Origin of the sequence: Cognatishimia sp. MH4019 (genome assembly GCF_020177595.1) — a bacterium.
GTDB lineage: Bacteria > Pseudomonadota > Alphaproteobacteria > Rhodobacterales > Rhodobacteraceae > JAHTBL01.
Genome location: NZ_JAHTBL010000002.1, coordinates 441,619 through 465,331 on the forward strand (window position 1 = coordinate 441,619; position 23,713 = coordinate 465,331).

The 23,713-nt window shown below is 57.6% G+C and carries 24 protein-coding genes; 15 read left to right on the forward strand and 9 right to left on the reverse strand.

The genetic code is table 11. The features are described 5' to 3' along the window. Positions 1-37 precede the first annotated feature (37 nt). Entirely contained in the window at positions 38-634 is a 597-nt protein-coding gene (locus tag KUW67_RS05390) for an HD domain-containing protein (protein ID WP_224824252.1), read from the forward strand. Here KUW67_RS05390 and KUW67_RS05395 read toward each other — a convergent pair whose 3' ends face one another. Both KUW67_RS05395 and KUW67_RS05400 read right to left on the reverse strand, forming a co-directional pair. Beyond that, positions 635-1,207: an ActR/PrrA/RegA family redox response regulator transcription factor gene (locus KUW67_RS05395; protein WP_304522389.1), complete on the reverse strand. Its 573-nt coding sequence runs from the start codon at positions 1,205-1,207 to the stop codon at positions 635-637. A 55-nt stretch (positions 1,208-1,262) separates the two neighbouring features. Further along, positions 1,263-1,877 carry an SCO family protein gene (locus KUW67_RS05400; RefSeq protein ID WP_224824253.1) on the reverse strand — a complete coding sequence of 205 codons (615 nt, stop codon included), beginning with the start codon at positions 1,875-1,877 and terminating at the stop codon, positions 1,263-1,265. A gap of 91 nt (positions 1,878-1,968) precedes the next feature. Between KUW67_RS05400 and regB the strand changes: the two genes are divergently transcribed. From regB to KUW67_RS05455, 11 genes are all read left to right on the forward strand, one after another. After that, the gene (gene regB, locus KUW67_RS05405; protein WP_224824254.1) at positions 1,969-3,357 is read left to right on the forward strand and encodes a sensor histidine kinase RegB; all 1,389 of its coding nucleotides are present in this window, start codon (positions 1,969-1,971) and stop codon (positions 3,355-3,357) included. 67 nt (positions 3,358-3,424) lie between these two features. After that, positions 3,425-4,666, forward strand: coding sequence for a PAS-domain containing protein (locus tag KUW67_RS05410; protein WP_224824255.1), 1,242 nt, complete (start codon positions 3,425-3,427; stop codon positions 4,664-4,666). A 38-nt stretch (positions 4,667-4,704) separates the two neighbouring features. After that, on the forward strand, positions 4,705-5,181 hold the full coding sequence (gene tsaE / locus KUW67_RS05415; RefSeq protein WP_224824256.1) for a tRNA (adenosine(37)-N6)-threonylcarbamoyltransferase complex ATPase subunit type 1 TsaE: 477 nt from the start codon (positions 4,705-4,707) through the stop codon (positions 5,179-5,181). Beyond that, positions 5,174-6,202, forward strand: coding sequence for an aminoglycoside phosphotransferase family protein (locus KUW67_RS05420; protein ID WP_224824257.1), 1,029 nt, complete (start codon positions 5,174-5,176; stop codon positions 6,200-6,202). The genes tsaE and KUW67_RS05420 overlap by 8 nt, the downstream gene beginning before the upstream one ends. Beyond that, positions 6,175-6,867 (forward strand): nucleotidyltransferase family protein, encoded by a 693-nt coding sequence (locus KUW67_RS05425; protein ID WP_224824258.1) that lies wholly within the window; start codon positions 6,175-6,177, stop codon positions 6,865-6,867. The genes KUW67_RS05420 and KUW67_RS05425 overlap by 28 nt, the downstream gene beginning before the upstream one ends. Further along, on the forward strand, positions 6,860-9,805 hold the full coding sequence (addB, locus tag KUW67_RS05430; RefSeq protein WP_224824259.1) for a double-strand break repair protein AddB: 2,946 nt from the start codon (positions 6,860-6,862) through the stop codon (positions 9,803-9,805). Before KUW67_RS05425 ends, addB begins: the two co-directional genes overlap by 8 nt. Continuing rightward, on the forward strand, positions 9,802-13,143 hold the full coding sequence (addA, locus tag KUW67_RS05435) for a double-strand break repair helicase AddA (protein WP_224824260.1): 3,342 nt from the start codon (positions 9,802-9,804) through the stop codon (positions 13,141-13,143). The genes addB and addA overlap by 4 nt, the downstream gene beginning before the upstream one ends. Positions 13,144-13,201: 58 nt before the next feature. Then, positions 13,202-13,522, forward strand: a complete 321-nt coding sequence (trxA, locus tag KUW67_RS05440; RefSeq protein ID WP_224824261.1) for a thioredoxin — start codon at positions 13,202-13,204, stop codon at positions 13,520-13,522. 112 nt (positions 13,523-13,634) lie between these two features. Further along, positions 13,635-14,192, forward strand: a complete 558-nt coding sequence (gene hslV / locus KUW67_RS05445) for an ATP-dependent protease subunit HslV (RefSeq protein WP_224824262.1) — start codon at positions 13,635-13,637, stop codon at positions 14,190-14,192. Beyond that, positions 14,189-15,496 (forward strand): ATP-dependent protease ATPase subunit HslU, encoded by a 1,308-nt coding sequence (hslU, locus tag KUW67_RS05450; protein WP_224824263.1) that lies wholly within the window; start codon positions 14,189-14,191, stop codon positions 15,494-15,496. The genes hslV and hslU overlap by 4 nt, the downstream gene beginning before the upstream one ends. A 6-nt stretch (positions 15,497-15,502) precedes the next feature. Then, positions 15,503-16,726: an MFS transporter gene (locus KUW67_RS05455; protein WP_224824264.1), complete on the forward strand. Its 1,224-nt coding sequence runs from the start codon at positions 15,503-15,505 to the stop codon at positions 16,724-16,726. Here the strand turns inward: KUW67_RS05455 and KUW67_RS05460 are convergent. From KUW67_RS05460 to KUW67_RS05470, 3 genes are read right to left on the reverse strand one after another with little or no spacing between them, the layout of a single operon-like run. Then, on the reverse strand, positions 16,709-17,290 hold the full coding sequence (locus tag KUW67_RS05460; RefSeq protein ID WP_224824265.1) for a Smr/MutS family protein: 582 nt from the start codon (positions 17,288-17,290) through the stop codon (positions 16,709-16,711). The two genes, KUW67_RS05455 and KUW67_RS05460, sit on opposite strands and share 18 nt — an antisense overlap. Continuing rightward, on the reverse strand, positions 17,287-18,327 hold the full coding sequence (locus KUW67_RS05465; RefSeq protein WP_224824266.1) for a murein transglycosylase A: 1,041 nt from the start codon (positions 18,325-18,327) through the stop codon (positions 17,287-17,289). The genes KUW67_RS05460 and KUW67_RS05465 overlap by 4 nt, the downstream gene beginning before the upstream one ends. Then, on the reverse strand, positions 18,324-18,986 hold the full coding sequence (locus tag KUW67_RS05470; RefSeq protein WP_224824267.1) for a Tim44/TimA family putative adaptor protein: 663 nt from the start codon (positions 18,984-18,986) through the stop codon (positions 18,324-18,326). Before KUW67_RS05470 ends, KUW67_RS05465 begins: the two co-directional genes overlap by 4 nt. 104 nt (positions 18,987-19,090) lie before the next feature. Here KUW67_RS05470 and KUW67_RS05475 point away from each other — a divergent pair, with 104 nt between their 5' ends. Further along, positions 19,091-19,585 carry an FxsA family protein gene (locus KUW67_RS05475; protein ID WP_224824268.1) on the forward strand — a complete coding sequence of 165 codons (495 nt, stop codon included), beginning with the start codon at positions 19,091-19,093 and terminating at the stop codon, positions 19,583-19,585. Between the two features lie 54 nt (positions 19,586-19,639). Next, positions 19,640-20,137, forward strand: a complete 498-nt coding sequence (gene secB, locus KUW67_RS05480; protein ID WP_224824269.1) for a protein-export chaperone SecB — start codon at positions 19,640-19,642, stop codon at positions 20,135-20,137. Between the two features lies 1 nt (position 20,138). Here secB and dnaQ read toward each other — a convergent pair whose 3' ends face one another. The 4 genes from dnaQ to KUW67_RS05500 are packed head-to-tail and all read right to left on the reverse strand — an operon-like array spanning position 20,139 to position 22,828. Continuing rightward, on the reverse strand, positions 20,139-20,825 hold the full coding sequence (gene dnaQ / locus KUW67_RS05485; protein ID WP_224824270.1) for a DNA polymerase III subunit epsilon: 687 nt from the start codon (positions 20,823-20,825) through the stop codon (positions 20,139-20,141). Then, a complete protein-coding gene (gene coaE / locus KUW67_RS05490) occupies positions 20,818-21,402 on the reverse strand; it encodes a dephospho-CoA kinase (protein WP_224824271.1) in 585 nt (194 codons plus the stop codon). Before coaE ends, dnaQ begins: the two co-directional genes overlap by 8 nt. After that, on the reverse strand, positions 21,399-22,232 hold the full coding sequence (locus KUW67_RS05495) for a shikimate dehydrogenase (RefSeq protein ID WP_224824272.1): 834 nt from the start codon (positions 22,230-22,232) through the stop codon (positions 21,399-21,401). The genes coaE and KUW67_RS05495 overlap by 4 nt, the downstream gene beginning before the upstream one ends. Continuing rightward, on the reverse strand, positions 22,229-22,828 hold the full coding sequence (locus KUW67_RS05500; protein WP_224824273.1) for a nucleoside triphosphate pyrophosphatase: 600 nt from the start codon (positions 22,826-22,828) through the stop codon (positions 22,229-22,231). Before KUW67_RS05500 ends, KUW67_RS05495 begins: the two co-directional genes overlap by 4 nt. Positions 22,829-23,173: 345 nt before the next feature. Between KUW67_RS05500 and hemJ the strand changes: the two genes are divergently transcribed. Then, complete coding sequence (hemJ, locus tag KUW67_RS05505; RefSeq protein ID WP_224824274.1) at positions 23,174-23,629, forward strand: protoporphyrinogen oxidase HemJ; 456 nt, start codon at positions 23,174-23,176, stop codon at positions 23,627-23,629. Positions 23,630-23,713: the final 84 nt, after the last annotated feature.

A 23,713-nucleotide genomic window follows, 5' to 3' on the forward strand; every position in this document is an offset into this window, starting at 1 on the left:
TTTATCCCTCGTTCGGATCACAACCGAATGAGGGATCATGCCCAAAGCGCCCCCCCGAGCCTGGCAACGTATGCTGTCTGGACGCAGGCTTGACCTGTTGGACCCGACCCCGGTCGATATCGAGATTGAGGATATCGCGCACGGGCTGGCGTTTGTTGCCCGATGGAATGGGCAAACCATTGGCGATTTTGCATATTCGGTGGCCGAGCACTCCTTGCTCGTCGAAGCGCTTTTTGCGCGGATGAACCCGAAAGCGCCGGTGAAATGGAAGCTGGCCGCACTGCTGCATGACGCGCCAGAGTATGTGATCGGGGACATGATCTCGCCGGTTAAAGCTGCGGTCGGGCCGGGCTATGGCGCATTGGATGATCGGCTAACGGCAGCAATTCATCTGCGGTTCGGGTTACCCGCGCAAATCCCGAAAACCGTGAAGCAACAGATCAAGCGCGCCGACAAGATCAGCGCCTGGCTGGAGGCCACGCAGATTGCCGGGTTCGAGCCGCATGAGGCCGATAGGTTCTTTGGCAAACCCGCCCCCGAAACGATCAAGGGCCTTGAGATTTCTCTCAGGCCCCCAAGCGATGTGCGACGCGATTACACCCACCGGTGCAGGGCGCTGATGCAGATGATGTAATTACTTTGGCGAGCGCTTTGCCAGAATGCGCTGCAAGGTGCGGCGGTGCATGCTAAGGCGTCGCGCAGTCTCGGACACATTGCGGTCGCACAGTTCATAGACGCGCTGGATATGCTCCCATCGGACACGGTCCGCCGACATCGGGTTTTCGGGCGGCGGCGGCAACTCATCTTCGCTGGCGAGCAGGGCGTTGGTGATGTCGTTGGCATCCGCGGGTTTGGACAGGTAATCCGTGGCACCGATTTTCACCGCAGCCACAGCCGTGGCGATCGCACCATAGCCAGTAAGAACAACCACCCGACTTTCGGGACGTTTCTCGCGTAGCACTTCCACCACATCGAGACCGTTGCCATCCTCCAGCCTCAGATCCACGACCGCATATGCAGGAGGGCGCGCTGTTGCGATGGCACGACCTGCCGCGACAGAAGATGCCATCTCAACCTCGAAGCCGCGCTTCTCCATCGCCTTTGTCAAACGGCGCAGAAAAGGCTCATCATCGTCCACGAGAAGCAGTGATTTATCCTCACCGATCTCGGTCATCCCGTCTTCTGGCACGTTCGCTTCCTCCCACATTTTTCCCTTTGGCTTCAAAGAGCCTAGGGCTGAAACATGCCTGCGTCAATTTATGTCATGCAGCATCAAGGAAGCAGGCGACCGAATCAGCCAGTTGATCGGGTGTCAGGTCGCGTCGAAAGAACTCCACAAAGCCATGTTCCGGCAGCACCAGATAGCTCAGCGTGGAGTGGTCGATCAGGTAAAACTCATCATCTGAGTCTTGCCGGCTATAGTAGGTCTTATAGGCTTGCGAGGCCGCGCGCACCTGCTCGGGAGAGCCGGTTAGCCCGATCATGCGCTCGTGCATGTTCGCGGCGAACTCGCTGACAACCTCGGGGCTGTCGCGCTCGGAATCAACGCTGATGAAAATCGGCGTGATCTCTTTGCCTTGCTCTTCCAGAATATAGGTCGCCTCGGCGTTGCGGAAGGTATCGAGCGGGCAGACATCGGGGCAATAAGTGTAGCCAAAATAAATCAGTGACGGGTCGGTCAACACGTCCTGATCGGTCACCGTCTGACCTTCCCCGTTAACCAGCGTGAACGGCCCGCCAATCTGCCCCCCGGCCACCTGCCCGATGCGGCAGTCGGCAAACTGATCGGCAGGTGCCATGACAGTGGTCAGGACAACGGCCCCTCCGACCAAAGCAGCGACCCCTCCGGCGGCGAGTGCGGCAAATTTCCGAGACATGGCGGTTCCCTTCTTCCTGTGGCGGCTTTGATTGATTTGTCGCAACAAAACGACAATTGTGACACGACACACCTGATACCTAGGTAGGACCATGGCGGACGCAAGCTCTGAACAGATACTTCGCGGCACCCGAAGCGATTGGGTCCGACTTAGAACGCTTATTACACTACGCTGGATCGCGATTACTGGCCAGATTGTCGCGATCACAATGGCGCAACGTCTCTATGATCTGCAGCTTGAGCTTGGCCTGTGTTATCTCGCCGTCGGCGCATCGGTCATCGCCAATCTGATCGCCGTTTCAATCTTTCCCGAGAACAAGCGCCTGACTGAAAGCGAAGCCGTGTCGATGATCCTGTTCGACATCTGTCAGCTGTCGTTTCTGATTTTTCTGACAGGCGGTTTGAACAATCCATTCGCCCTTCTGATCCTTGCGCCTGTCACGATTTCGGCCACGGTGCTGCAGCTGCAATCCACGGTCTTTCTGGGCGTCATCAGCCTGACACTGACCACCCTTGTTGGCCTCTATCATATCCCACTGAGAACCGCCGAGGGGTTCATCCTGCGGATCCCGGATATTTTCCTTTTCGGCTTCTGGTCCGCGATTGTGATCGGTGTGATCTTCATTGCGATTTACGCGCGCCGCGTGACCGTCGAAATGCACTCTATGTCGGACGCTCTTTTGGCGACGCAAATGGCGCTGGCCCGCGAGCAGAAGTTGACCGATCTGGGGGGTGTTGTTGCAGCTGCAGCGCATGAGTTGGGCACGCCCTTGGCCACGATCAAACTTGTCAGCGCCGAGCTAATGGACGAGTTGGAAACAAACCCCGATCTCAAGGAAGACGCCCAGTTGATCCGCGATCAGGCGGATCGGTGTCGTGACATCCTGCGGTCGATGGGTCGCGCTGGGAAAAGCGATTTACATATGCGCTCTGCCCCGCTGTCCACCGTGGTTCAAGAGGCCGCAGAGCCGCATACAGATCGCGGCAAGACCGTTCATTTCATCTTCGAGCCTGCAACGGGCGGGGAATCAAAACACCCGCTTTTGTATCGGCGTCCCGAGATCATTCACGGTATTCGAAACCTCGTTCAGAATGCGGTCGATTTTTCCAAAAAGAATGTCTGGGTCGAGGGTAGCTGGACCGAAACAGAAATCATCATTCGCATCACCGATGACGGCCCCGGCTTCCCCTCACAGGTGATCGGGCGCTTGGGTGATCCGTTTGTGCGCCGCCGTCGCAGTGACGAAGATCGCGCCCAGCGCCCGGGATATGAGGGTATGGGTCTGGGCCTTTTCATCGCCAAGACCTTGCTGGAACGCTCAGGCGCGGAACTGGCTTTTGCCAACGGCTCGGACCCGTTTCTGACCGATGACGAACGCACAGAGCGCAGCGGCGCAATTGTCGAGGCCGTTTGGGCACGGCGAAAGATCGGTGCAGAAAGCAAATCCTCTATTGGAGAGAACACCGCGATCCAGATTTGACCGCAGTTTCTTAACGCGCTGTTAACCAAAGTGAAGAAATCTCGAAACGTCTTGTGTGAGGTGTTCAATGATCGATTCGAGTTCTGTTATCCTGATTTTGGAGGTGATCGCCGTTTCAGTTGTAGTCGGTATCGCCGCGATCGCTTTCTTGTTGAAAACCATACCGCCCAGTTCGCAGCCCGTCGCTACGGTCGATATTGTGCAGGCCACCGACGACAAGTTTGCCCAAGCGCCGATCCCCTCTTGGGTAGAAACCTCCGACGGTGTCTTGCGCGACAGCAACGCCAGCTATGATCGCCTCGCCGATTTGACGTCGGGCGACAAACAGCCCTTCCAGCACCCGCCTGATCTGACCCTCACCGATGGCAAAACCGCGCGGTACACGACCTCGATTGCGCTGAGAAATACCGCCGACCCGGTTTGGTATGAGGTCACGCTGGCCTGCGGTGAAGGCGACCGGATGGCATATGCCGTGCCGATCACCAATCAGGTAAAAGCCGAAAGCGCGCTTCGCGATTTTACCCAAACACTGGCCAAAACCTTTGCCCACTTGCCCGTCGGTCTTGTGATCTTCGACAGCAAACGCGAACTGGTTCTTTTCAATCCAGCCATCGGCGATCTTACCAATCTGCCGATTGAGTTTATGGCCAGTCGGCCCTCCCTTTTCGCTTTCCTCGACCGACTTCGCGAGACCCAGATGATGCCCGAGCCAAAGGATTACAAATCCTGGCGCAATGATATGGCCAAGCTGGAGGCAGCCGCGGTTGACGGCACCTATTCGGAATTGTGGACACTGCCCTCTCAAGTAACCTACCGCGTGTCGGGTCGCCCGCATCCCGATGGCGCGGTGGCTTTCGTATTTGAAGACATCAGCGCGGATATCACACTGAAGCGCCGCTTCCGGTCCGAGATTGAACAAGGCCACGCAATCCTTGATTGCTTTGACCAAGGCATCGCCGTTTTCTCGAATGTGGGGGTCATGACCTTTACCAATCGTGGGTATCAAAAGCTCTGGGGCAATGATCCGTCCTCTGCGATCATCGACACCGGGATTGTCGATGCGACCCGTGAATGGCAATCGCTCTGCCGTCCTTCTCCGATCTGGGGGGACCTGCGTGATTTCATTTTGAACACGCGCGATCGGACCGAGTGGTCCGACAGTATCGAACTGCTCGACGGCACCCATGTCGTGTGCCGGGTCGTGCCACTGGCCAATGGTGCGACGCTCGTCCGTTTTGAGGAAAACCGCACGCCGACGCTTATGCCGCTCCACAATCCAAATGGGGAGCCTGTCGAAATGACCGGCTAAGCGGTTGCGGGGGCGGGTGGACCGTTTAAGGTCTGCCCATGACAAACCGGTTCGCGACCCAATCCCTGAAATCTGCCGACGATACAGCGCAGTTGGCCCAAGCGGTCAGCAGCGTTTTGACGACCGGAGACGTCTTGCTTTTGGAAGGTCCGTTAGGCGCAGGCAAAAGCCATTTCGCACGACACGCGATCCAAGCGCGGCTGGGTCGGGCCGAGGACGTCCCGTCGCCGACATTCACGCTGGTTCAGGTCTATGAAACGCCTGATCTGGATATCTGGCATTGCGATCTCTATCGCCTGTCAGACCCTGATGGCGCAATCGAACTGGGCCTTGAAGAGGCCTTCGAAACAGCGGCTTACCTCATTGAATGGCCCTCTCGTCTGGGCGATCTGCGGCCCGCCGATGCGGTTACGTTGCAGCTTGCCATGGGCGCGGGCGAGGACCACCGCGAAGCGACATTTTCCGGGCAACCCTCTGGCTTTCGCACACGGCTCGAGAGTGTCCTGAATGACTGACCGCAGCACCCTTGCCACGCAGTTCCTGACCTCCAGCGGTTGGGGCGGCGGCACCCTTACCTTGCTTGCCGGCGATGCGTCCAATCGCAAGTATTTTCGCCTTCGCGACGTGCCGAACAAACCTGATGCCGTGCTGATGGACGCCCCTGAGGAACGTGGCGAAGACGTGCAGCGTTTTATCAAAGTCGCTGATTTTCTCTGGTCGCAAAACCTGAGCGCACCAGAGATTTATGCCAAGGATATCCCCCACGGCTTTCTTCTGCTCGAAGACCTGGGCGACGACCTTTTCTCCACGATTTGCTTGGATGGTTCCTCCAAAGAAACCGCGCTTTATCAAGCTGCGGCAGACGCGCTTATCGCTCTTCACAAGGCTCCGCCTCCAACGCTCGATCCTTACGCGCCCGGCCTCATGGCCGAGCTCGCTGCGCAATCGGTCGACTGGTATGCGCTTGGTCGCGAAGGCGGTGTCGATCCTGCCAAACGAAGCGCTGTCCTCAGCAGGATGGAGGATGCGCTCTCCGCATTTTCCAAAGACTTCACCGTTACAATCTTGCGCGACTATCACGCTCAAAACCTGATCTGGCTGCGCGATCGCGAGGGTCCGGCTCGTGTTGGTCTATTGGATTTTCAGGACGCCATGATCGGACACCCAACCTATGATCTTGTCTCCCTGCTGGAAGACGCGCGCCGCGATGTGAGCCCCCAAACCCAAGAGGCGACGCTGACCTATTTTATCGACCAAACCGGTCGCGATCCGGTCGAAACCCGCGCGGCCTATGCGACCATGGGGGCACAACGCAATCTGCGTATCCTCATGGTTTTTGCACGGCTGTCGCTGCACTTCCGCAAGCCTGACTACGTGGGCCTGATCCCGCGCGTTTGGGCGCATCTTCAAGGCAATCTTGCTCAGCCAGGCCTTGAGGGCCTGCGCGATGCAGTAACCGATGCCTTGCCCGAACCGACATCCTCCCATCTGACAAAGCTCAAAGAAAAATGCGGCACACACCCAACGCGGTCATGATCTTCGCGGCCGGGTTCGGCACGCGTATGAAAGAGCTGACACAGGATCGGCCCAAGCCGCTGATCCCGGTGGCGGGCAGGCCCTTGATCGACCATGCGCTTGATCTGGTGGACGATGCGAATATCGCCCTTCGGGTAGCGAATGTGCATTATAAACCCGAACCGCTGGTCCAGCATCTGACCGCGCGCGATGTGGTCATCTCGGACGAAACACATGCTATTCTTGAGACCGGTGGCGGGTTGAAAAAGGCCCGCGCCTTACTGCACGACGCACCGGTTTTTACGATGAACAGCGATGCGGTTTTCCGCGGTCCGAACCCGTTTGAGACGTTGCGCACCGCTTGGGACTCCGACCGGATGAGCGCCCTTTTACTCCTGATCCCCATTGCGCAGGCACGCGGCACGCTAAGCAATGGCGACTTTCAGGTCGACGCTGACGGGCGGCTCTCCCGAGGGCCCGGGCTGATTTACAGCGGCATTCAAATCATTGATCCAAGCGCGGTCGATCCGGTGGAAGACACCGCCTTCTCGCTCAATGTCGTTTGGAACCGCCTTGCCGCCGAAGATCGGCTATTTGGCGTCGCCTATGATGGCCAGTGGTGCGATGTCGGCCACCCCTCCGGGATCGCGCTTGCTGAAAGCTTATTGGCGGCTCCCGATGTTTAAGCCCAGCGCAACCCCTCGCGTTTTCGGCGCCGCCCCCGGCGTGGATTTCCCCAAAGCGCTGGTCGAGGGCCTGCGTCGGCGCATGGCGGACCAGCCGCCGGAAGCCATGGCGCAGGTAGAGATTTACGTAAACACACGCCGGATGCAGCGACGGGTCAGGGACATTTTCGATCAAGGTCCTGCAACGCTGCTGCCTCGGATCAAGCTGATCACCGATCTTGCGGATGATCTCTCACTGGCCGCGATACCGCCTGCTGTTCCGCCCCTGCAACGGCGGCTTGAGTTGACGAACCTGGTCGCGGCATTGCTCAAACAGCAACCTGACCTGGCGCCCAAAACCGCGCTTTACGATCTGGCTGACAGCCTTGCAGCACTTATGGATGAGATGCAGGGCGAAGGTGTCTCGCCAGAGACGATCGCGACCCTCGACGTCTCGGACCAATCCGGCCATTGGGAGCGGTCGCTGCAGTTTCTGCGCATCCTCAACACCTTCTTCGAAGCGGGCACCGCAGCTCCGGATGCAAATGCGCGCCAGCGCCTTGTGATTGAAGCCACGCTTGAAAAATGGACGCACACGCCGCCGCGTCATCCAATTCTCGTTGCGGGGTCAACTGGATCGCGTGGCGCGACAGGCCTGTTCATGAAAGCGGTCAGCAGGTTGCCCCAAGGCGGGATCATCCTGCCCGGCTTTGATTTCGATATGCCTCGCGCGATTTGGGAAACGCTCAGCGACGCGCTCACCGGGGAAGATCACCCGCAATACCGCTTTGCCCGCCTTCTGAGAGAGCTTGATCTGTCGAAGGCAGATGTTGCGGAATGGTCCAACCTTGCGCCAAGCGATCCCGCGCGCAATCGGCTCATCTCTCTCTCGCTGCGCCCCGCGCCCGTCACCCATCAATGGATGAGCGAAAGTGACAGCCTTGGCGATCTGCAAGACGCGACGCATGGACTGACATTGCTCTCCGCACCCTCCACCCGGATGGAGGCGGTCGCGATTGCCATGCGCCTGAGACAAGCGGCAGAGGATGGCCAGACCGCGGCGCTGATCACACCGAACCGGAACCTGACACGCCAGGTGACCGCGGCGCTCGACAAATGGGGGATCGTTCCTGATGACAGTGCGGGCGTTCCGCTGCCGCTATCTGCCCCGGGCCGGTTTTTGCTGCATATCGCAGATCTTTTCGGCCGCAAACTGACACCAGAGGCGCTGCTGACGCTGCTGAAGCATCCGCTGACAAATACAGGGTCCAGCCAGCGCGGCGATCACTTGCGCTGGACCCATGATCTTGAGCTTCACATCCGCGACGGCAAGCTGGCATTTCCCGATAGCGCGAGCCTGCACAAATGGGCCGCGCGCGCGAAAGAAGACGATGGGCGGCATGCATGGGTTACGTGGATTTGTGCGTTTTTGGCAGGGTTAGAGACACATTTTGAAGGCAACCTCACAGATTTTCTTGAGACACATATCACCAAAGCCGAGCTTATCGCGGATGGTCCGCTTGCCGGTTCGCAAAGTGAGCTTTGGGGCGAGGCAGCAGGGCGAAAAGCGCTTGAGATTATTGAGGAGCTCCGTTCTGTTGCGCAAACCGGCGGGCGGTTGGAGGTTGCCGACTATCGCTCTCTCATTCGGGGTGTCTTGAATCGTGGTGAAGTGCGTGACCGCGATGCGCCACATCCTCATGTCATGATCTGGGGAACGCTTGAAGCGCGCGTGCAGGGGACTGATCTGGTCATTCTGGGAGGTTTGAATGAAGGCATCTGGCCCGAACAACCCGCACCGGATCCATGGTTGAATCGCGTGTTGCGAGACCGTGCCGGGCTGCTTCTGCCCGAACGGCGTATCGGCCTGTCTGCCCATGACTACCAGCAGGGGGTCGGCGCAGCATCTGTTTGGCTCACCCGTTCGGTCCGGGATGCGGATGCCGAAACCGTGCCGTCCCGCTGGATCAACCGCCTGACCAATCTGTTGACCGGGCTGCCTGAGCAGAACGGTCCCGAGGCGCTGGCGCAGATGGGAAAGCGCGGACAGGTTTGGCTTGATCACGCCACCCTGTTTGAAGCTCCGACGCAAGGTCTGAAACCTGGTGGCCGCCCCTCTCCTGCACCACCTCTTGCGGCGCGGCCAGACGGGCTTTCCGTCACCCGCATTCGAACGTTGATCCGTGATCCCTACGCGATCTACGCTGATAAAATATTGCGACTTCAGCCCCTTAACCCGCTCCGACAAGAGGCGGATGCCCCCCTCAGAGGCATCACGATGCACAGCATCTTCGAGGCTTTTGTCAAAGACGACGGTCCGATCAACGGACCCGAGGGTCGCAACCGCCTGCTGGCTATTGGCGAGGCGCTTTTGGCAGAGAACGTGCCTTGGCCCATGGCGCGGCGCCTGTGGCTTGCCAAGCTGGCAAAGGTTGCGGATTGGTTCATGGCCGCCGAAGCAAAGCGACGCGACGGTGCCAAGCCTCACCTATTCGAGGAACGCGGCGAGATACAGATAGACACACCCGCCTTCAAGCTGACCGGCACCGCCGACCGGATCGACGTCACGGACGAGGGGGGCGCGATTGTTTATGACTATAAGACCGGTACGCCGCCAACCGCGCGACAGCAGAAAGAATACGATATTCAACTGTTGCTCGAAGCGGCGATGATCGAACGGGGCGGGTTCAGGAAGATCGGACCGATCCCGGTTGAAGACGCGATTTATATTGGCCTTGGGGCTAACCCGAAAGAAGTTGCAGCCCCCTTGGACGAGATTTCAACCAATGTCGTTTGGGGCGATCTTTTGGGTCTAATTCGACACTATTCCAGCCAAACTCAAGGATATACTGCACGTCGCGCGATGGAGCGTATCGGGGATTATTCCGATTATGATCACCTCTCTCGGTTTGGCGAATGGGATATCACGGACACCGCTGAACGGATTGACCTGACATGATCCGGAACGAGGCAACAGAACGGCAAGTGCAGGCCGCTGATCCGCAGCAATCGACATGGCTTTCGGCAAATGCAGGCTCGGGCAAAACACGTGTCTTGACCGACCGCGTCGCAAGGTTGCTGCTGGAGGAAGTCGAACCACAGCACATTTTGTGCCTGACCTACACAAAGGCCGCCGCGTCCGAGATGCAGAACCGCCTTTTTGCGCGGCTGGGGGCATGGGCGATGCGCCCTGACCCCGATTTGCGGCAAGACCTGACCGAGCTGGGCGTGGATGGCCCGATCCCCGACGAAATGTTGCGCAAGGCCCGCGTTCTGTTCGCCCGCGCGATTGAGACACCGGGTGGATTGAAGATTCAAACAATCCACTCGTTTTGCGCGGCCCTTCTGCGGCGCTTTCCGTTGGAAGCTGGCGTTTCTCCACAGTTCAAGGAAATGGACGACCGTGCCGCGAAGCTGCTGCGCGATGATATCCTTGATGCGCTAGCCGAAGGACCGCATCGCGCCGCTGTTGACCAGATGGCCGCTTATCTAAGCGATGACATTGCCAAGCTCGCCGCTGAAATCAGCAAGCATAAAGACCAGTTTTTAATGCAGCCTAATGATAGCGCTTTGCGCAAGCGTCTTGGCCTTACCGAAGCTTCCAAGTTGAGCGATCTGGCAGAGGAAACCTTCTTGCCCGGCGATGATGCTCTATTGGCTGGCCTCTTCGCGGATCTGCCAAAGGGCGGCGCCAATGATCTGAAGACTGCCGCAGCTTTGTCCAATCTCGTCGGGCGGCCCCTAATCGCTGCTGATCTTCCAACGTTGGAAAAGGTGTTTCTTGCGCTTTCCACAACCCAGCTTGCCAAGACGGGCAAGGTTCCGACGCAGTCATGCTGGGAAAAGACCGACCCAAGGCGCGATGCGCTCAACGACTTTATGGCGCGGATTGAGGACGCCCGGCAGACCCGTCTCGCCCTTCTCGCACTCGACAAAACCAAGGCGCTTTACGGCTTTGCGGTGCCCTTTGTCGCCGCTTACGAGGATGCCAAGCAACAGCGTGGCTGGCTTGATTTCGACGATCTGATCCTCAAAGCGCGCGCGCTTTTGACCAAGCCGGATGTGGCCCAATGGGTGCTATTCCGACTGGACGGCGGGATCGATCATATTCTGGTCGATGAGGCGCAAGACACCAGCCCCGCGCAGTGGGACGTGATCGAGCGTCTTGCACAAGAATTCACCGCTGGCGAAGGCTCCCGCGCAGAGGTACGGCGGACGATCTTCGTGGTCGGCGACAAGAAGCAGTCGATCTATTCCTTTCAGGGTGCGGATCCCTCTGCATTTGATCGGATGCGTGACGATTTTGCGAATGGTCTGCGCGCAGTTGGAGACGGCCTTGCCAATCTGCAAATGGCGCATTCCTTTCGCTCGTCTTCGGTCATTCTTGATCTGGTGGACGTAACACTTGACGAACAGGACTACGGCGATACCGCAGAGCTGAAACACCTTGCGTTCAAGGCTGATCTGCCGGGTCGCGTCGATCTTTGGCCCGTCGTGGAAAAGGCCGAAATCCCTCAGAAGGAGCATTGGCGCGACCCAGTCGACATGCTGGGAAATCGCGACCACCGCGTGGTTCTGGCCAAGCAAATCGCGGCACAAATCCGGCAGATGATCGACAGCCAGACGCCACTACCGGTGCAGGACAGGCAAAGCGATCCAGTGACCTATCGCCCCGCGACCGAAGGTGATTTCCTGATCCTCGTGCAGCGACGATCCGAGCTGTTTCACGAGATTATCGCAGCCTGCAAAGAGAAAGGGCTGGAGATCGCCGGTGCGGATCGGTTGAAGATCGGCGGTGAATTGGCGGTGAAAGATTTGACCGCTTATCTGAGGTTTCTGGCTACGCCAGAGGATAACCTCTCGCTTGCGTGTTTGCTCAAATCGCCACTTTTCAACTGGTCCGAGCAGGCCCTTTTTGACCTCGCACATCGGCGCGACGAGAGCTTTCTTTGGTCAGCCTTGCGCAGGCGCACAGAAGAATTTCCCGACACGCTCGCGCAACTCAACGCATTGCGGCGGGATGCTGATTTCCTGCGACCTTACGAGTTGATCGAACGTATCCTGACCCGTTTTGACGGGCGGCAAAAACTGCTGGGTCGTCTTGGGCCGGAAGCCGAAGACGGGATTGACGCGCTGCTGACACAAGCGCTGAATTATGAACAGTCCGAAGTGCCAAGCCTGACCGGTTTCATTACTTGGATTGAAGCGGATGATATCGAGATTAAACGTCAGCTCGACAGCGCAGGCGACCGCATTCGTGTGATGACCGTGCATGGCGCAAAGGGTTTGGAGGCACCGATTGTCATCTTGCCGGATACCGCCGATCGCAACCCTCCGCGCGCGGATGCCTTGATGATTGATAACGATCAGATCTTTTGGCGACCTGCAAAAGACGACATGCCCTCAGGTCTGATGGCACTCAAAGACGCGCGGGATTTGGCGTTGCGGCAGGAGCGAATGCGCTTGCTTTATGTGGCGATGACCCGAGCCGAAAAATGGCTGATCGTGGCTGCGGCAGGCGATGCGACCAAACCTGAGCGTAGTTGGTATAAGCTGATTGAGGCAGGGATGCAGACACGTCGGGCGATGCCATTTGATTTTCCTTTCGGCACAGGGATGCGGTTGGAGTTTGGCAATTGGCCAACACAGACGGAGAGGCGGGAGAGCACGCCTGCCGCAACGCTTCCCACGTTGCCGAATTTCTTTGGACAACCAGCGGCGAGTGTCCCGCCGCGCGCAGAGACGCTGTCACCATCCGATCTGGGCGGGCCAAAAGCGCTACCAAGCGCCTTGGGAGACGAAGAAGACATCGCCAAACTACGCGGAACGCAAATTCATCTGTTGTTGGAGCATCTGGCGGGGCAGCCAGTGGGGCGCTGGGATGCGCTGGCCGAAACGCTACTTGGAAGCAGAGCGCTTCCAGACGTCTTTGACGAAGCAAAATCGACCCTACTGCACCCTGATCTGGCATTTCTGTTCAGCGGGAATGCACTGACCGAGGTTCCTATCTCTGCCGATCTTCCCGCAGGTCGCATGCACGGCACTATAGACCGGCTTATGCTGACATCGGACGCTATTCTTGCCGTTGATTTCAAATCCAATCGTGGTGTTCCGGATAGGCCGGAAGACACGCCTGATGGTGTTTTGCGCCAGATGGCGGCCTATCAACATGGCCTTGCACAGATTTACCCCGACAAACAGATCGGCACTGCGATTGTCTGGACGACCATCCCGCGCCTCATGCGGCTGCCGCACAGTCTCGTGAACGCCGCCTTCAACCGGATCGGCATGCCTTGACGCCAGAACGCCGCGTCCCTACCTTCACCGTCCAAACCTCATGCCAAGGAGAATTCTCATGGCCACCGTCGCTGTCACCGATGACACTTTCGACGCCGAAGTCAAAAATGCCGATGTCCCCGTTCTGGTCGATTTCTGGGCCGAATGGTGCGGGCCATGCAAACAGATCGGCCCCGCTCTAGAAGAGCTGTCCGCCGAATATGAAGGCAAGGTCAAGATCGTGAAGGTCGATGTTGACAGCAACCCCGGTTCTGCCGCCGCCATGGGCGTGCGCGGGATCCCGGCACTGTTCATGTTCAAAGACGGCGAAGTGATTTCGAACCGTGCAGGCGCTGCGCCGAAAGCTGCGCTGCAAAGCTGGATCGACGAGTCGCTCTAAGCGCTTTGACTGCAGAATGACAAAGGGCGCCCCGGTGGCGCCCTTTTCTTTGAGGCCTTGTGCCGGTTTTGCACAGCCGCCATATATCAAGGACTTACGACAGGAGGCCCCGATGGCTGACGACACTTTCCCCGGATGGCATGGCACGACGATTATTGGCGTTCGCAAAGGCGGCAAGGTTGTGATTGCTGGTGATGGTCAGGTGAGCGTCGGACAGACGGTCATGAAAGGCACAGCCAAGAAAGTGCGGCGTCTGACGCCGGGTGGCTATGACGTTGTCGCGGGCTTTGCCGGATCGACCGCAGATGCGTTTACCCTGTTGGAACGGCTTGAGAAAAAGTTGGAAGCGACGCCTGGACAGTTGGCCCGCGCCTCTGTCGAGCTGGCCAAGGATTGGCGCACGGACAAGTACCTGCAAAAGCTCGAAGCGATGTTGATCGTCTCGGACGGCTCCGACCTTTATGTCATCACCGGCGCTGGCGATGTGCTGGAACCTGAGCATGACGTTACGGCGATCGGCTCGGGCGGCAACTTCGCCCTGGCCGCCGCGCGCGGCTTGATGGAGACCGACTTGGACGCCGAAGAGATCGCGCGCAAAGCGATGGCCATCGCCGCCGATATTTGCGTTTACACCAACGGCAACCTGACTGTGGAGACGATCAGCAAATGACCGACCTGACCCCCCGCGAAATCGTCTCGGAGCTTGATCGTTTTATCATCGGCCAGAACGACGCCAAACGCGCTGTTGCTGTCGCCCTACGCAATCGCTGGCGGCGCAAGCAGCTAAGAGATGATCTGCGCGATGAGGTGTATCCCAAGAACATCCTGATGATTGGCCCCACTGGCGTTGGTAAAACCGAAATTTCGCGCCGTCTGGCCAAGTTGGCCCGCGCGCCGTTTATCAAAGTCGAAGCGACCAAATTCACCGAGGTCGGCTATGTTGGCCGTGATGTGGAACAGATCGTTCGCGATCTGGTGGACAGCGCCATCGCCATGACGCGCGAGAGCATGCGCGAGGATGTCAAAGCCAAGGCCCATGCGGCTGCGGAAGAACGCGTGATCGAAGCCATTGCCGGTTCCGATGCCCGCGAAGGCACGCGCGACATGTTCCGCAAGAAGCTGAAAGCCGGGGAGTTGGACGACACTGTGATCGAGCTTGAGGTTGCCGAAAGCGGCCCGCCCCCGATGTTTGAAATTCCGGGTCAGCCCGGCGCTGGCATGGGCGGGATGATGAATCTGGGCGATATGCTAGGCAAGGCCTTTGGCGGGCGTACGGTCAAACGCAAACTGACCGTGGCAGAAAGCTATGAGACGCTGATTAGCGAGGAAGCCGACAAGCTGCTGGACGACGAAACCGTGAATGCTGCCGCTTTGGACGCGGTTGCACAAAACGGCATCGTTTTTCTTGATGAGATCGACAAGGTTTGCGCCCGCTCGGACGCGCGCGGCGGTGATGTCAGCCGCGAAGGGGTGCAGCGCGATCTGCTGCCCTTGATCGAAGGGACAATCGTTTCAACGAAATACGGACCGGTGAAAACGGATCATATCCTGTTCATCGCTTCTGGCGCGTTCCATATCGCGAAGCCGTCGGACCTACTGCCAGAGTTGCAAGGCCGATTGCCGATCCGGGTGGAGCTGCGTGCGCTCACCGAAGACGATTTCGTGCGGATCCTGACGGAAACCGACAATGCACTTACCCTGCAATATACCGCCCTTATGGGCACCGAAGAGGTTGTTGTAACCTTCACCGACGACGGCATCAAAGCTCTGGCCGAGATTGCGGCGCAAGTGAATGAGACGGTCGAGAATATTGGCGCGCGGCGGCTTTACACCGTGATGGAGCGCGTCTTCGAAGACCTCTCTTTCAGCGCGCCGGATCGGTCGGGAGATGAGGTGACGGTGGACGATGCGTTTGTCCGCAAACATCTGGGCGCGTTCATTAAATCGGCCGATATCAGCCGCTATGTTCTCTAGCGTCTTGTGAGCGTCCCCGACTTCCTGCGCGACAATGCCCGCTGGCTGGGCGCGGGGGTTTTGTTGACGTTCTTCTCCAGCTTCGGGCAGACGTTCTTCATCTCGATCTACTCCGAGCAAATTCGCACGGACTTCTCTTTGAGCCATGCGGGCTGGGGCAGCCTTTACGCCATTGCGACCACCGCATCGGCGGCGGTGATGGTCTGGGCAGGCATCCTCACAGACATCTTCCGAGTGCGCGTTTTGGGGCCGCTGGTTTTGGCCCTGCTCGCCATAGCATGCCTCAGCATGGCCCTGGCTCCCGCGGCGTGGATGCTTTTCGGAGTGATCTTCCTGCTCAGGTTTTCTGGGCAAGGCATGATGAGCCATGTAGCTGCCGTCGCCATGACACGCTGGTTTGTGAAAACACGCGGCAAAGCCTTGTCGACCGCCGCGGTGGGTTTCGCTATTGGCGAGGCGATCTTGCCCCTGTCCTTCGTAGCCCTGCTGGCCGTCCTGGGCTGGCGCATCCACTGGGGTATTTGCGCGACACTTTGCTTGCTGGCGATCCCGATGTTGCTTTGGCTTTTACGCCAAGAACGCACGCCGCAGGCTATCGCGAAAGAAACCCAGTCGGTTGGCATGGTGGGGCATCACTGGACACGGGGGCAAGCGATCAAGCACCCGCTTTTCTGGTTGATGGTTCCAACATTGCTGGGGCCTGCTGCTTTCGTGACGGCGTTCTTCTTTCAGCAAGTGCCGCTGGCCAATGAAAAAGGTTGGGCGCATATCGAGCTTGTGGCGCTCTTTCCGCTCTACACGCTTGTCAGCATCGGGGCCACAATCGGTTCAGGCGTTTTGATCGACAAGTTTGGAACCGCGCGCATGATCCCGATCTACCAACTTCCAATGGTTGCCGCGTTTACCATGATGTCTGTCGCGCAAACACCGTTGGGGGCCGCAATCGGCGTCGCTTTGATGGCCATCACGGTCGGTGCAAACGCGACAGTCCCGACCGCGTTCTGGGCAGAATTTTATGGCACAAGGTTTATTGGTGGGATCAAATCTATGGCTGCCGCAATTATGGTTCTCGGATCCGCTATTGGCCCCGGTTTAACCGGTTTTCTGCTGGATCAGGGTCTAAGTCTCAGCTTTCAGATGCTTGGATTTGCAATCTACTTTTTAATCGCCTCGGGCCTCGCCGCTATAGGGATCAGCCGTGCGCGTGGGCAGTTACCGCTGGCGGCGTAGATAAACATAATACGCCCCTTCGCCTCCATGCTTGATATGCGCTGGCGTGATTTGCATCACCACTTGCGCCAAAGAGCCCTGTCTTAACCATTGTGGCACTTGATGCCGCAAAATCCCGCGCGGGGTCGGGATCGGCCCGTCATGTTCCGAAACACGGCCCTTTCCGGTGATAACGAGAACCAAGCGCGCGCCCGAACCATACGCCGACAAGATAAACCGCGTCAGCGCGGGGTGGGCCTGTGACAGCGTCATGCCGTGCAAATCAATCCGGGCGTCTGGCGACAGCTTTCCGCGCTTCATGCGGGTGAAGGATTTGCGATCCATCTGTATGGGCTCACGGCGGAAATGATCGTGCAGATCGGGCTTGAGGTCATGGGCAGGTGCGCGCCTTACCTTTTGACCAACCGAGAAGGCCTGGATCTCGCGTTGTTCGGGCGTCGGCTTTTTGGGCGGCTGGTTGATCGTTGCTGTGCGTTTCACCGTGTGCATCGGAACTGCGGTTTCGGCCACCTGCTTCCACAGCTCCGCCTCGTCCGGGCGCAGGTCACGGCGCTTTCGGCTCATTTGCCCGGCTCCGTCACCGAAGAATACGCGCGCTGAATCGGCAATAGCACAACCATGCGCCCAGCGTCGCGAACCCGTCCCGCTTGACGCCCCGCCTCGTCCCCGGTGCCGTAGAAGATATCGGCGCGCTGCGCACCTTTGATCGCGGACCCGGTATCCTGCGCGACCATCAGGCGACGCATTGGATCGGCGCCGTCTTTCTCGATCCAGACCGGCGCGCCGAGCGGCACGATGCCCGGATCAACAGCGATGGAGCGCCCTTCCGTGATCGAACGATTCATCGCCCCAAGCGGGCCTTGATCGGCAGGCACGTCGCTCACTTCGCGGAAGAAAACATATGAGTTATTGTGTTGAAGCAAAGCACGCCCATCCACTGGGTTCTCCGCAACCCAGTTGCGGATCACCTGGGCCGAGACTTCGTGCGGTTCAAACACCTGACGCCGGATCAGCTCTTGCCCGATGGAGCGATATTCATGCCCGTTTTTGCCACCATAACCCACACGCACCAAACCTCCTTCGGCTAGCCTGATCCGGCCAGAGCCTTGAACTTGAAGGAAAAACTTGTCGACGGGGTTCTCCAACCAAACGATTTCAAGATTTCGGTCGGCAAGTGCACCGCCCTCTTCGATCTCTTTGCGGGTCAGCCATGGAGTGCCTGGCGTCACTTCCGGCGGAGTGCGGTAAAGCGGATAGGCAAAGCGGTCACTTTGCGTGCGCGATCCGGTCAATTCCGGCTCGTAATAGCCCGTGAAAAGCGCATCATTTCCGTCAGTCATCAGCACTGGCTTGAAGAACAGCTCAAAGAATTGCCGGGCATTCTTTTGCTGGCTGGCGACCGCGCAGAGCGATAACCAATCAGGGTCTTTCAGATCGGTGCAGGTGTTTTTGAAAACCTCAAAGGCCGCGCTGTGATCATCCTCAGCCCAGCCTTTGAGGTCGGAAAATTCCAGTGTGCGAACTGACACCTCAGCGCTGAGGGAAGATGCCGACATTGCAATCGCCAGTCCAAGAAGAGCCGCCCCAAGGGCGCGGCTCATTCGCCTGTTGCGACAAGCCGCCAATTTGGATCATCCGATCCCATAATCCGCGCGAAGGTCCAGACATCTTTCTGACGCTTGACTTCGCTCGGGTGGCCTTCGATGATATCGCCGCCTTTGTCCCGTACGACCGAAGTCAGCTCACCGACAAAACGAACGGAGATTTCGCCTTCGGTGGTTTCGGGATCAAATTCAGCTGCGACTAGGGTCATCTCGCGCACACCGCGGAAGTCTGCTTCAATCGTCAGGCCTTGCTCTTCGCGGGCTTCGACGACAGACGCAAAGCTTTCATACACGTCCTCGTCAAGGAACGGTTTGATCTCTTCCATCTCGCCTTTTTCAAAGCTCATGAGGATCATTTCATAAGCGCCGCGCGCACCTTGAAGGAACTCGCCAACACTGAAAGAGCCATCCGCGCCTTTCATCTTGGCCAAAGCCTCGGCGGCGGCGGATTTTTCATCAACGTGATCGGTAATGTCATGGTCCGGACCACCTTCGATCACTTCGAAATCCGGGCGGGAAGGCCGCGACGACGCGTCCTGAAGCGGAACTGGGGGCTTCTCAAAGCCTTCCCGTGTTCCAAGCACGCTTTTCAGGCGCAAAATCAGAAAAACTGCGATGCCGGCAAGAACCAAAATCTGGATAAGGGCAGAGCTCATTGAAACCTCTTTCAGGGGCGGGGCATGGTAACGTGCACTCAACGGACATATGTAAGTCAGGTGGTGGGTCAAGTCCACTGCAGCACTTAGACGTGAGGTTCCCCATGTGGCTGTTCATCGCCTTTCTGACCGTTCCACTGATCGAGATTGCCCTTTTTCTGCAAGTCGGGGGCCTCATCGGCTTCTGGCCGACTATGGGAACCGTGGTTCTGACGGCGATTCTCGGCACTTGGCTGGTGCGCTCTCAGGGACTCATGGCGATTTCAAACGTGCGGCGATCCTTCTCTGATCTGAATGACCCGACAGAGCCGTTGGCTCATGGCGCAATGATACTGTTTTCCGGAGCGCTATTGCTCACGCCAGGGTTCTTTACCGACGGTGTCGGCTTTGCCCTGCTGGTTCCAGGCATTCGGACAGCGCTTTTCCGCTACCTGCGCACAAAAATCAAAGTGCAGTCCTTCAGCGCTGGTCCCGATATGCGACAAGATCCCCGCGCCCGTCCACGCCCGACGCAAAGCGGCGTGATCGACGGCGACTACGAAGAAGTCGATCCACCAAAACGTCCCACCAATGGCCCGTCTGGATGGACCAAGCATTGAGACTGCCGCAGCAGAGTGCTAAACGCGCCGCAATTCATATTCAGGAGTAAACCCATGGCCGAAACAAACGGAGCCGCCGACCAGCAACAGGCGCCTCAGGTCAAAATGCAGATCCTCGCGCAATTCATTCGCGATCTGTCCTTTGAGAATATTCTTGCGCAAAAGGGCGTGTCTGGTGAAGTCACACCCGACGTTCAGGTTCAGGTGAACCTCGATGCGAAAAAACGCCCGACTGAGCATCAATATGAGGTGGTCGTGAAAACGCAGATCACCTCGAAAGCGAAAGATGGCGGCGAAACGCTGTTCATCATGGAGCTGGAATATGCAGGCATTTTCCACATCGAAAACGTGCCGGACGAGCAGATGCACCCATTCCTGCTGATCGAATGCCCACGGATGCTGTTCCCGTTCCTGCGCCGGATCGTGTCGGATGTCAGCCGTGACGGTGGTTTCCCGCCGCTCAATCTTGAAAACATCGACTTCATGGCGCTTTACCGCGCTGAGATTTCCAAGCGCATGGAAGCCGAAAAGGCTGCAGCGCCTGCAAACTAAGTCAGCGCGCCCACAACGCCGCGTCGCCCAATTTTTCGACAAAGGCTTTGTGGGCCGCTTCTTCCTCGGCCGTCAATCGCGACGGTAACGGCGTCGGCCGTTGGGATGGGCGCCAGTCTTCGCCGGAAGCTGCGTCCTTCGCGCTTTGGGACGATGTGCTCAGCCCAAAATCGGGCTGCTTGCCGCCGATGAGTTCAAGATAAACCTCTGCCAGAATCTCGGAATCGAGCAGCGCGCCGTGTAATGTGCGCGACGAATTATCTATGCCGAACCGACGACAGAGCGCATCCAAAGAGGCGGGCGATCCGGGAAACTTCTTGCGCGCGATCATCAACGTGTCGATAGCTTGATCCATCGGAAGGGTGGGGCGTTTGACCCAACCAAGCTCTGCATTGAGGAATTTCATATCAAATGCAGCGTTGTGGATGACCAGCTTTGCTTCGCCAATAAAATCGACAAACGCCTGCGCAATATCTGCAAAGACCGGCTTGTCACGAAGAAAGTCATCACCCAACCCATGCACCTCAAACGCCGCCTGCGGCATCGACCGCTCGGGATTGATATACTGGTGATAAGTTTTGCCCGTGGCGACATGATTCCACAGCTCAACCGCACCAATCTCGACGATGCGGTCGCCTTCGCCGGGTTCAAACCCTGTGGTCTCTGTATCAAGTACAATCTCACGCATCGGTTTGCCCCCTCAAATCATCCAGAATAGCCGCCACCTGGCGCTCTGCCGCCTCGATTGAGGTTGTCTCAACCACATAATCGGCGCGGTCCCGTTTTTCCGCATCTGGCAGCTGTTTGGCAAGAATAGTGTCGAATTGCGCCTCTGTCATAGTGCCGCGCTCCAACACGCGAGCGCGCTGAACATCTGAAGGCGCAGAAACGACGACGATTTTGTCAACACGCGTATTCGCGCCCGTTTCAAAGAGCAAAGGGATGTCCAAAAGGACGAGCTGTCCTTTATGGGTCTCTAGAAATTCAGCACGATCTGCGGCGACAAGTGGGTGCACAATTGCCTCGATTTTCCTGAGCGTATCGGGATCGTCCGAGATCAGCGCTTTCAATCGGTCGCGTGAAACCGCGTCACCTTCAATCGCTGCTGGCAGGGCCTCCGCAAGTGGCGCAACAGCAGCGCCACCTTTGGCGTAGAGCCGGTGTACCGCTGCATCTGCGTCCCAAACAGGAACACCATGCGCTGCAAACATCGCAGCCGTGGTCGATTTACCCATCCCAATGGAACCAGTGAGACCGATAATCATGCCAGCACGGCCGCGCGCAGCTCTTCATCGACTTCAGGACGCTTGCCGAACCAACGCTCGAATGCGGGCGTCGCTTGGTGAAGCAACATGCCAAGACCGTCGACCGTGACGCAACCCATCTCGCGGGCGTCGCGCAGGAGTTTTGTCTCAAGCGGGGCGTAGACCAGATCGGTCACAACTGCATCGCTCCGCAATCCATCAAGCGGCACGCGTAATTCAGAGTGGCCGGTCATCCCAAGGGACGTCGTGTTCACCACTGTCGCTGCGTCTTCGAGGATATTGCCAGCTTTGACCCAATCAACGACAACGATCTTGCTGCCAAATTCCTTTTGCAGATATTCAGCGCGCTGCCGTGTCCGATTGGTCAGTAGAATTTGCGGAACACCTGCCTCCAAAAGTGCGGCGATCACAGCGCGGCTTGCACCACCTGCACCAAAGACAGCTGCCGGGCCGCGACTTGGCGCCCAATTCGGCGCGCCAGAGCGGAGGTTTTCAAGAAACCCATACCCATCGGTGTTATCGGCATGAATTTTGCCGTCTTTGCGGAAGATCAACGTATTTGCTGCGCCCATCAAGGCCGCGCGATCTGTCACGATGTCTGCCAAGCCAACGACCGCTTCCTTATGGGGGATCGTTACGTTCAGCCCGACAAATCCCAGCTTAGGCAAAAGTCGCAATGTGTCCGCTAACGTGTCGGTTGTCACATGAAGCGGCATGTACTGCCCGGGCAGCCCATAACGTTTCAACCAATGGCCATGCAGCTGCGGGGATCGGCTATGGGCAATCGGGTCGCCGATCACGCCGGCAAGGGGAGTGGGTTTCGCGCTCATGACGAGAGTGTTCCGCGCAACGAGAGATATGACAAGAGCTCGATCAGGGGCAGGCCTAAAATGGTGAAATAATCGCCCTGAACCTGAGCGAAAAGCCGCACACCTTCTTCTTCCAGCTTATACCCGCCGACACTGTGACGGATGCTGTCCCAATTTCGGTCCAGATAGTCGGTAAGATAGTCATCGGAAATTTCGCGCATGATCAGACGCACTTGACCGACATGCCGCCAAACGGGCTTACCGTTTTCATAAAGAACGGCAGCCGACAACAGACTATGCCGCTTGCCAGACAGCGCGCGGATCTGGGCGCGCGCCTCGTCTTTATCACTGGGTTTGGAGAAAAGTGCGCCATCCTGCTCCAACACCTGATCGCATCCGATAACCAATGCGCCGGGCTCTTTTTCCGAGATGCGAAGCGCCTTCATCTCGGCCAGTGCGTCGGCGATATCGCGCGGCTTGGCACCTTCGGCCAGAAGCGACGCCTTGATCATCTCTTCATCGACCCGCGCTGGTTGCACCTCGAACGGAACACCGGCATTGCGCAGCAAGGTGGCGCGAATTTCAGAGCTGGAAGCAAGAAGGATGCGGTCGCTCATGTGTATCACCCTGTGGAGGAATCAGGCCCTTGAAATGGGGACAAAACGAACGCGTTTTCCACACGCGGCCACCATCCGCATAACTGGGCCTGTTTCAGCAAGCTACGCGAATTTCGTCAACCGTTGATAAGGATAAAATCCGGCTGTGGATAGGTTTGGACTTAGGCAATTCCATCACTGAAAAACTAATATAACGTACTGATATATAGTAAAAATATATCGTCCTTATCAGTCATACCTCGTTGAATAACTTCGTTGAAAAGATTTTATCCACGGGGAATGGCATGCCCTACAAAATCATCATCATTTCTTTCTTTCTTATATTTATTTAAGGGTGCCAGAGAAATGAGAGGAAGTGCTGTGCTGTCTGATCTCTATCTCTGGATTAAAGCGTTCCACATCATGTCGGTTCTGGCATGGATGGCAGGGTTGTTTTATTTACCGCGTCTCTACGTTCACCATGTTGAGCGGGCTCAAGGCAATGAAGAGATGTCTTCGGTCTTTGCAATGATGGAGCATAAACTACTGCGTCTTATCATGAACCCTTCGATGATCGCGACATGGATCTTTGGGCTTTTGCTTGTAGGCGCCGGGGTCGTCGATTGGTCGGCTGTCTGGCCTTACACCAAGCTCGTCGCGATTCTGGGGATGACCTGGTTCCACATGTGGTTGGCGAAACACCGCAAACTGCTGGCCAGTGGATCGTTCGAGACAAGCGGTCGGACCTACCGTATCATGAACGAAGTGCCGACCTTACTGATGATTGTCATCGTGATCTCTGTCGTGGTCAAACCGCTCTGAGATTGACTTTCTGCTGATCTCGGCCTATCCGAACACTCAGGTCCTGTTCTGGATACCTGTTTTCCATTCTTAACTCTAACGCTC